This window comes from Agrobacterium bohemicum, from assembly GCF_002896715.1.
Taxonomy (GTDB): domain Bacteria; phylum Pseudomonadota; class Alphaproteobacteria; order Rhizobiales; family Rhizobiaceae; genus Agrobacterium; species Agrobacterium bohemicum.
Genome location: NZ_PGEL01000028.1, coordinates 828,939 through 835,148, shown reverse-complemented (window position 1 = coordinate 835,148; position 6,210 = coordinate 828,939). Strand labels below are relative to the sequence as shown.

The 6,210-nt window shown below is 56.7% G+C and carries 5 protein-coding genes; 2 read left to right on the top strand and 3 right to left on the bottom strand.

Features of this window, described 5'->3' with window-relative positions:
• Window positions 1-241, top strand: a 241-nt coding sequence (locus CUC55_RS23000; RefSeq protein WP_210176141.1) for a hypothetical protein, incomplete at its 5' end; no start/stop codon positions are given.
• Window positions 242-286: 45 nt separating this feature from the next.
• On the opposite strand, the gene CUC55_RS22610 is transcribed toward CUC55_RS23000, so the two are convergent.
• Entirely contained in the window at window positions 287-1,099 is an 813-nt protein-coding gene (locus CUC55_RS22610; protein WP_067651422.1) for an oxidoreductase, read from the bottom strand.
• 86 nt (window positions 1,100-1,185) lie between these two features.
• On the opposite strand from CUC55_RS22610, the gene CUC55_RS22605 reads away from it, so the two are divergent.
• Window positions 1,186-1,632, top strand: a complete 447-nt coding sequence (locus CUC55_RS22605) for a winged helix-turn-helix transcriptional regulator (protein WP_067651348.1) — start codon at window positions 1,186-1,188, stop codon at window positions 1,630-1,632.
• Window positions 1,633-1,653: 21 nt separating this feature from the next.
• Here CUC55_RS22605 and recQ read toward each other — a convergent pair whose 3' ends face one another.
• Window positions 1,654-3,465 carry a DNA helicase RecQ gene (recQ, locus tag CUC55_RS22600; protein ID WP_103089193.1) on the bottom strand — a complete coding sequence of 604 codons (1,812 nt, stop codon included), beginning with the start codon at window positions 3,463-3,465 and terminating at the stop codon, window positions 1,654-1,656.
• A gap of 87 nt (window positions 3,466-3,552) precedes the next feature.
• Window positions 3,553-6,210, bottom strand: a complete 2,658-nt coding sequence (locus tag CUC55_RS22595; RefSeq protein WP_103089192.1) for a nitrate reductase — start codon at window positions 6,208-6,210, stop codon at window positions 3,553-3,555.

The following is a 6,210-nucleotide window of genomic DNA, read 5'->3' as shown; positions in this document are numbered from 1 at the left end:
TCAGGCTCATAACCTGAAGGCCGCAGGTTCAAATCCTGCCCCCGCAACCAAAAATTCCCAAAAGCCAAATAAAGCCACATCATGCGCCTTTCTGTGTTCCTGTCCCTACAGTCGTCATGGTTCGGCCCATGAGATTTTCCAAAAGTGCCCGCTCGTGGCGAAACTCGCCACCACTCTTGTCGGGTGCGAACATCACGATCGCGGCAAGATCGACGCGGAACCGTTTCAACACCACCGATAAAAAGGTTCTGTGCTTCGGAAANCTATTTTAAGTTTTAGCCCAGCTTTAATCCAATAATCCGTTGGCCTTTCTTAGAATTCTGTCGACCAGTTTTTCAGGCATAAACCGGCGGAGCATGCGGACTTGGCTCGATTGTTTGCCTGCGGAATAGCGTAACTTTGGTGTTTTGGCTGTAGCGGCTTTGACTACTGTATCGGCGACGATCTGGGGATCGTCACCCTTTTCGATCCATGTCCGCATCAGGCTTTCGCTATGTGTTCGCTCGGCAGTGTAGACAGGTAGCGGCTGGTCGACGTGGGTCAGGTTTTCTTCGAACGCGGTTCGTGTGACGCCGGGCTGGACGAGCACAATGCGGATGCCGAAGCCGCGCACTTCATGATCCAGTGATTCCGAGTAGCCTTCTATAGCGTGTTTGGTTGAGGAGTAGAACGCATTGTAGGGTGATGGGATAAGCCCCAGAACTGAACTTATATTGATGATTCGGCCACTTTTTTGGCCGCGCATGATTGGCAGTACGGCGTTGATGACACGGACTACCCCGAAGACATTAACGTCGAAAATGCTCTGGGCTTGGGCGATGGAGGATTCTTCTGCTCCGCCGAGCAAGCCAATCCCGGCATTGTTGACGACGAGGTCTATGCGGCCAGCCTGCTTTACGATCTCTTCGATCATTCCTTTAACCGATACCTCTTCCGTCAAATCACACACCAACATGGTGATACCGTGCGGATTGGCAGAGGGCTTCCGGCTCGTGCCAAAGACCTGATAACCGGCTTTTACAAGTGCTTGGGCGGTGACAAGTCCTATGCCTGAAGACGCGCCGGTCACTAGAGCGACACCTTTGTTTCTGTTGGTCATGTCGTCAGCTTTCATTGAGTGTGGATCGCCATTTCAAACCGTGATACTATCTTTNCGATATCAAGTCACTATCGAAANGATACTTAATGAATAATGTCTTAGTTAGGAAGTGCCCGGTTGCACGGGGTCTTGAGTCAGTAGGTGATGCGTGGACAATCCTCGTCCTGAGAGACGCTCATGCTGGTCTCACGCGTTTCGACCAGTTCAGGAAGAGCCTCGGGATAGCTCCGACCATGTTGACGAAGCGTCTTAAAAGCCTCACGGAAGATGGCTTGCTGAAAAAACGCCTCTACACCGAGCGTCCGCCCCGTGACGAATATGTGCTCACGGAAGCAGGCCGGGATTTTCTACCTGTTCTGATGATGATTGGGGCGTGGGCACATCGCCATTGCGATGGTGAAATGGCACGCTATGTCGACGCGGAGTCTGGCGTCGAGATCGAATCTGTTGCAATAGATGCCGTGACGGGCGCAAAGCTTGGAACCCGGGCGATACGAATGTCGACGCCAGTCCGTGACGACAATCCGCGATAGAGAACACACGATCAAATGTTTTCAGCTGCGTGCCAGCGCTTCGGCAATCACCTCGAGAAATGCTGGACCATAGCGATCGAGTTTGGCTTCGCCAACGCCGGGAACTCTTGCCATTTCACTGCGGGATATTGGTTTTGCGTTGGCGAGTTCAATCAATGTCTTGTCGTGGAAGATGACGTAGGGCGGTAGATTTTGGGTACGGGCGATTTCCATGCGTCTTTCGCGTAGCGCCTGGAAGAGCAATGCATCTTCGGCTGGCAGATCGATTGCCGCTCGCCCCTGAGATTTCTGGCCGCGTATTGCTGGTCGCGGCGCTTGAGGTTTCCGCAGCATCAGTGCTGGCTTTTCGCGCAGGAACTGGCGCCCCGTCTCGGAAATGGAGAGGCCGCCATGCCCCTCAAGATCAACCTCGAGCAGGCGTGAAGCAATCAACTGCCGCAGGATTGCGCGCCATGTGCGATTGTCATGCTCCTTGCCGATGCCATAGGTGGTAATCTGGTCATGGCCAAAGCGGGAAATTCTCTCGTCGTCCGCGCCAAGGAGAACGCTGATGATATAGGCCTGGCCGAAGCGTTCTCCCGTTCTGTAGATGCAGGACAGAATTTTCTGAGCGGCGATGGTGCCGTCAAACAGCTCCGGGGGTTCGGCGCAGGTGTCGCAATTGTTGCACGGCTCGCAACTGTCTCCAAANTAGGAAAGCAATGCCTGACGACGGCATCCCGCTGTTTCTGCCAGTCCCAGCAAAGCGTCCAGCTTTTGCCGTTCCATGTGTTTGCGCTGGTCTGGTGCGTCGGAACCTTCAATAAAGCGATTGCGTAGCGCAATATCTTCGGAGCCGTACAGCATCAGGACATCAGACGGCAGACCATCGCGCCCCGCGCGCCCGGTTTCCTGATAATAGGCCTCGATACTGCTGGGTAGGTCGATGTGGATGACGAAGCGTACATCCGGTTTATCGATGCCCATGCCGAAGGCAATGGTGGCGACCATGATGATGGCTTCGCCATGCTGGAAACGAGTCTGGTTTGCCTCACGCTGATCTCTGTCCATGCCAGCGTGGTAGGAAAGCGCGTCATAACCTTCAGAACGCAGCCACTCTGCCGTTTCTTCAGTCTTTCTTTTGGACAGACAATAGATGATACCGCTTTCATCCTGATGATCGCGCAGGAAACGCTTGACCTGCGCGCGGGGATTGTCCTTTTCCATGATGGCGTAGCGGATGTTGGGACGGTCGAAGCCGGCGATGAAAGCGTCGCTGCCTTCAATGCGCATATGCTCCAATATCTCCGCCCGCGTCGGCTCGTCCGCAGTCGCCGTCAACGCCATGCGCGGCGTATCGGGAAATCGCTCGATCAGCAGGTCGAGCTGGCGGTAGGGTGGTCGGAAGTCGTGGCCCCACTGCGACAGGCAGTGGGCTTCATCAATGGCGATGAGTGATAGCTGCACGTTCTGAAGGGAATCGAGAACATCAGGCTTCAGCAGCGTCTCGGGTGCCGCATAGAGAATGCTGACCTTGCCGCCACGGATATCAGCCCACAAGGCGCGGCGTTCATCCGGCGAGAGGTTGGAGTTGAGCGCTTCTGCCCTGACACCGGCCTGGCGCAGGGCTGCAACCTGATCGACCATCAGCGCGATAAGCGGCGAGACGACGAGGCCCATGCCGGGGCGCGAGAGCGCGGGAATCTGGTAGCAGAGAGACTTTCCGCCACCCGTGGGCATCAGCACGAAGGCGTTGTTGCCAGCGATGACATGTTGAACGATGTCTGCCTGCTGCCCGCGAAATGTGTCGTAGCCGTAGATGGTCTTGAGAATATGGAATGGATCAGTATTCAAGGGGGTCTTCTTTGAGATTCGGTTGCCCGGCACCTCATTCCATATTCATGATAATCACAACCCCTTTAGAGCGGGAAACACAGGCAATCACTCCGCCGCGGTTTTGAGGCAGCCCTCTATGATCCCTCGGATTTCTGCGCGACAGGAGCCGCAATTGGTGCCCGCGCTCAGGGTCTTGCCGATGGCTTCGACGGTATGGCAGCCCTCGCGGATCGCACTAGTGATCTGGTTGACGCCGACATTGAAGCAGGAGCAGACAGTTGCGCCGGGGTCCGATTTGCCAGCGCCGGGGCGGCCTGCGACGAGAGAAAATCGGGTGCGCAAATCCGTGTGGCGCACTGCGAGTTGGGAGATCGCCCAGTTACGGGCGACGGCGACAGGGGTATTGGCGACGTAAAGTGCGGCCAGCAATGTGTCGCGATCGAAGAAGGCAAGCCGTATCTGGCCGGAGCTATTATCGGCATAGCCGATTGGCTCTATCTGTGGAGCGATACCGAAGACGGTGCGACTCCAGTTGATCCAGTCTTCCGGAGCTTCCTCAAAGGCAAGTTCCAGCCGGTAACCGCCCTCGGCTTTGGCGAGCGCCCAATAGGTACAATCGAGGTGCTGCGGCTTTTCCTGTGTGACTGCGAAAGCAAAGGCTTCGGCCTGAAAGCGTTGCATCTTCACCGCGATGTTTTTCGATGCGGGCTGGCCTGAATAGGGATCTGTCACCGGCGGTACCAGTGTATCGACGCGGGCATGGGCGGCGAACTGCTCGTTCCAGTGCATGGGTACGAAAAGGTTTCCGCGTGCCTGCCTCTCCGTGACCAGAGCGCGTACGATGATCTTGCCAAGCGGGCTTTCGATTTCGACGAGATCGGCGCTGTCTATGCCCGCTTCCATGGCATCACGAGGATGCATTTCGATGAAGGGTTCAGCGATGTGGGATGAAAGGCGGGCGCTTTTGCCGGTGCGCGTCATGGTGTGCCACTGGTCGCGAATGCGGCCGGTGTTGAGTGTCAGTGGGTAAGCAACGTCGATGCGGGATGTTTGCGGCAAGGTGGTGTCGATGAAGCGGGCTCGGCCATCTGCGTGGAAGAATTTGCCGTCGGCAAAGAAACGTGTTGTTTCTGTGCCTATGGATACGGGTTGCGGCCAATTGAAGGGTGGCATCCCGTCATAGTCTGGTTTNGTGAGATCAGAATATGCGCCGATGTCGAAATCACGGCTGCCCNGATTTNCGAAGCCGGACAGAGCGGCATGTTCTGCGAAAATCTCTGCCGTGCCGGTGTAATCAAATGCTCCCGAAANCCCCATTCGCTGACCAACCTGCGACAGTTGCCACCAGTCTGCCGTTGCGTCTCCCGGTGCTGGCAGATATCCGCGCTGGCGAGAAATGCGCCGCTCCGAATTGGTGACTGTGCCGTCCTTTTCGCCCCAGCCCAGCGAAGGCAGCAGAACATGCGCGTATTTTGCCGTGTCGGTGGTTGCGAACATGTCTGATACGACGACAAAGGGGCAGGCTTTCAATGCGGCTTCGACGGCGCTGGCGTCGGGCATGGAAACAACCGGGTTCGTTGCCATAATCCACAGGGCTTTGATACGGCCATCCGCAACTGCCTGAAACAGATCGACTGCTTTCAGGCCGGGTTTAGTGGCGATGGCAGGGGAGTTCCAGAAGCGCTGAACGCGGTCGCGATCATCAGCATTTNCAATGTCCATATGTGCGGCGAGCATGTTGGCGAGGCCGCCAACCTCGCGGCCTCCCATAGCGTTGGGCTGGCCGGTGAGGGAAAACGGACCCATGCCGGGCCTCCCGATGCGCCCAGTGGCAAGGTGGCAATTGATGATGGCGTTGACTTTGTCCGTGCCGCTGGCCGATTGGTTGACGCCCTGGCCGTAGCAGGTAACGACTTTTTCGGTGTGTTCGTACAGTTCGTAGAACTGGATGAGTTCGGCAATGGTCAGCCCCGTGGCTTTTGATATCTCGGGGAGGCTATATCCCATCGCAGATTGGCTGGCCGCATCGAAGCCGTTCGTAAAGCTTTCGACATAGGCATGGTCGATTGCCGGGCCGTTGGCGAGATGCGCCAGAAGGCCGGTGAAGAGTGCCACGTCTCCATCCGCGCGGATGGCCAGATGCATGTCGGCAATATCGCAGGTCATGGTGCGGCGCGGGTCGATAACGACGATCCGCATGTGCAGTCGCTCAAGTTTGGCGGCGGCGAGGCGCTGGTAGATGACCGGATGGCACCATGCCAGATTGGAGCCGGTGAGGATGACGAGATCGGCTTCGAAAATGTCTTCGTAGAGGCCCGGCACTGTATCAGAGCCGAAGGCGCGGCGGTGGCCTACGACGGATGACGACATGCACAGGCGCGAATTGGTATCGATATTGGCTGAACCGATGAAGCCTTTCATCAGCTTGTTGGCGACGTAATAGTCTTCCGTCAGCAATTGGCCGGAGACGTAGAATGCGACAGAGTCAGGTCCGTGTTCGGCAATGGCCTCAGAGAATTTCGAGGCCACGAGGTCAAGCGCGTCGTCCCAGTTAACCCTGATACCATCCACCTGCGGATAGAGCAGACGCCCCTCCAGATCGATGGTTTCGGCCAGCGCCGAGCCCTTGGAACAGAGCCGTCCCAGATTGGCGGGATGATCGGGATCGCCTTTGACGGAGACCGCGCCATCGTCATCGATCTTGGCAATCACGCCGCAGCCGACGCCGCAATAGGGGCAGGTGGTCTTGACCTCTTGTGCCAT